The following is a 2230-nucleotide window of genomic DNA, read 5'->3' as shown; positions in this document are numbered from 1 at the left end:
ATGGTGCAGGTGTCGTTCACGCTCCCGCTGCCGCACGACCGGCGCGCCGAGGGCGCCGCGGTCCAGCTCGCGAACCGGATGGGCATCGACCCGGCCCTGGTCGTCCACGCCAAGGCGATGGGGCCGGACTTCACGTTCTTCGTCGTCTACGGCCCCGTGCACCATCTCGTCGACGTGCACCAGGTGGAGGTCCAGGAGCGCGAGTTCCCGTTACTGGGTCCCAAGGAGGTCGACGCAAGGATCAAGCGGGTCCTGCACCGCCCGTTGGTCGTCGTCGGGGCCTGCATCGGGACCGACGCGCACACCGTGGGCATCGACGCGATCCTCAACATCAAGGGGTTCGCGGGCGAGAAGGGTCTGGAGCACTACGCCGAGATCGAGGTGCTCAACCTCGGCGCGCAGGTGCTCGTGCCGGAGCTGGTGGCCCGGGCCAAGCAGGCGCGGGCCGACGCGGTCCTCGTCAGCCAGGTCGTCACCCAGCGAGACGCCCACCTGATCAACACGGAGGAGATGTCCGCGGCCTTCCGCGAGGCCTACCCGGCGCACGAACGGCCGCTGCTCGTCGTCGGCGGCCCGCGCTTCGGTGATGCCCGCGCGGCCGACCTCGGGGTGGACCGCATCTTCGGCAAGGGCACCACGCCCGGCGAGGTCGCCTCGTACCTCGTGCACGTCTTGGCTCCGGAGGAGGATGCCTCGTGACCGACGACGACCCGCGGCTCGGCCTGACGGTGACCCACCGCCGCTACGTGCCGTACTCGCACGCGCACTACGGCGGCGACCTCGTGGACGGCGCCTACGTCCTCGGGCTGTTCGGTGACGTCGCCACCGAGGCGTGCATCCGCACCGACGGCGACGAGGGGCTCTTCGCGTCGTACTCCGACGTGCAGTTCCTGGCGCCGGTCCGAGCCGGGGACGTCCTGGAGGTCGAGGCGCGCGTGATCCGCGTCGGCCGCCGATCACGTGCTCTCGCGTTCGAGGCGCGGGTCGTGTGCCGGGCCGACCCGCAGCGCTCCGCGTCGGCGGCGCGCGTCCTCGACGAGCCGCTGGTCGCCACGACCGCGGCCGGGACGGTCGTCGTGCCCTAGTTGTTCTGCCCTAGTGGTGGAAGCCGCTGCGCTGGCCGTCCTCCGCGGTCCCGTGCAGCCGGGGGAGCACCCGCTTCAGGTCATCGATGAACAGGTCCGCGAGGTCGTGGCCGAAGCCGCGCCGGACGACGATGCGCAGCGCCGACAGGTCGGTGCGGTTCTTCGGGAAGGTGTAGGCCGGCACCTGCCAGCCGCGTTCGCGCAGCGCGTCCGAGACGTCGAAGACGCTGTAGCCGTCGACGCCGTCGGCGAGGGTGAAGGCGAAGACGGGGAGCTCGTCGCCGCGCGTGAGGAGTCGGAACGGCCCGATCGCCTCGACCTCCTCGGCGAGGCGGGTGGCCACCTCGCGGGCGTACCCCTGGACCTTCGCGTAGCCGTCGTAGCCGAGCCGCAGGAAGTTGTAGTACTGCGCGACCACCTGAGCGCCGGGCCGGGAGAAGTTCAGCGCGAAGGTCGGCATGTTGTCGCCGAGGTAGTTGACCCAGAAGATGAGGTCCGCGGGCAGCGCTTCGTGGTCGCGCCACACGACCCACCCGACGCCGGGGTAGACCAGGCCGTACTTGTGGCCGGAGGCGTTGATCGAGGCCACGCGGGGGAGGGCGAAGTCCCACACCAGCTCGGGGTCGACGAAGGGGGCGACGAAGGCGCCCGACGCTGCGTCGACGTGCACGGGGATGTCGAGCCCGGTGCGCTCCTGGAGGTCGTCGAGCGCGGCGCAGATGTCCGCCACCGGCTCATAGGAGCCGTCGTACGTCGACCCGAGCACGGCCACGACCCCGATGGTGTTCTCGTCGCACAGCGCGACCGCGCCCTCGGGGGAGAGGTGGAAGCGCTCGCCGTCCATGGGGACCAGCCGCATCTCCACGTCCCAGTAGTTCGCGAACTTCTCCCAGCACACCTGCACGTTGATGCCCATGACGATGTTCGGCCGATCAGCGGGCTTGCCCTCGGCGGCGCGACGCTGCTGCCATCGGCGCTTGAGCGCGAGGCCGCCGAGCATCGCGGCCTCGCTCGACCCGGTCGTGGAGCACCCCGTTGCGGTCGCGGCGTCCGGGGCGTGCCACAGCCGGCTGAGGATCTCCACGCAGCGCACCTCGAGCTCGGCCGTCTGCGGGTACTCGTCCTTGTCGATCATGTTCTTGTCG

General features: G+C 70.9%; 3 protein-coding genes. 2 read left to right on the top strand and 1 reads right to left on the bottom strand.

The genetic code is table 11. The features are described 5' to 3' along the window. On the top strand, positions 1–699 hold a 699-nt coding region (locus VMI11_13310; protein ID HTY73384.1), incomplete at its 5' end, for an OAM dimerization domain-containing protein. Further along, on the top strand, positions 696–1085 hold the full coding sequence (locus tag VMI11_13305) for a hotdog domain-containing protein (protein ID HTY73383.1): 390 nt from the start codon (positions 696–698) through the stop codon (positions 1083–1085). The genes VMI11_13310 and VMI11_13305, both read left to right, overlap by 4 nt. Positions 1086–1095: 10 nt before the next feature. Here VMI11_13305 and VMI11_13300 read toward each other — a convergent pair. Then, the coding region (locus tag VMI11_13300) for a glutamate decarboxylase (protein ID HTY73382.1) at positions 1096–2230 on the bottom strand (1135 nt) is incomplete at its 5' end.

Source organism: Actinomycetes bacterium (assembly GCA_035506535.1).
Classification (GTDB): Bacteria; Actinomycetota; Actinomycetes; order DATJPE01; family DATJPE01; genus DATJPE01.
The sequence above is the reverse complement of the archived record's forward strand: the minus strand, read 5'-3'. Positions and strand labels throughout refer to the sequence as shown.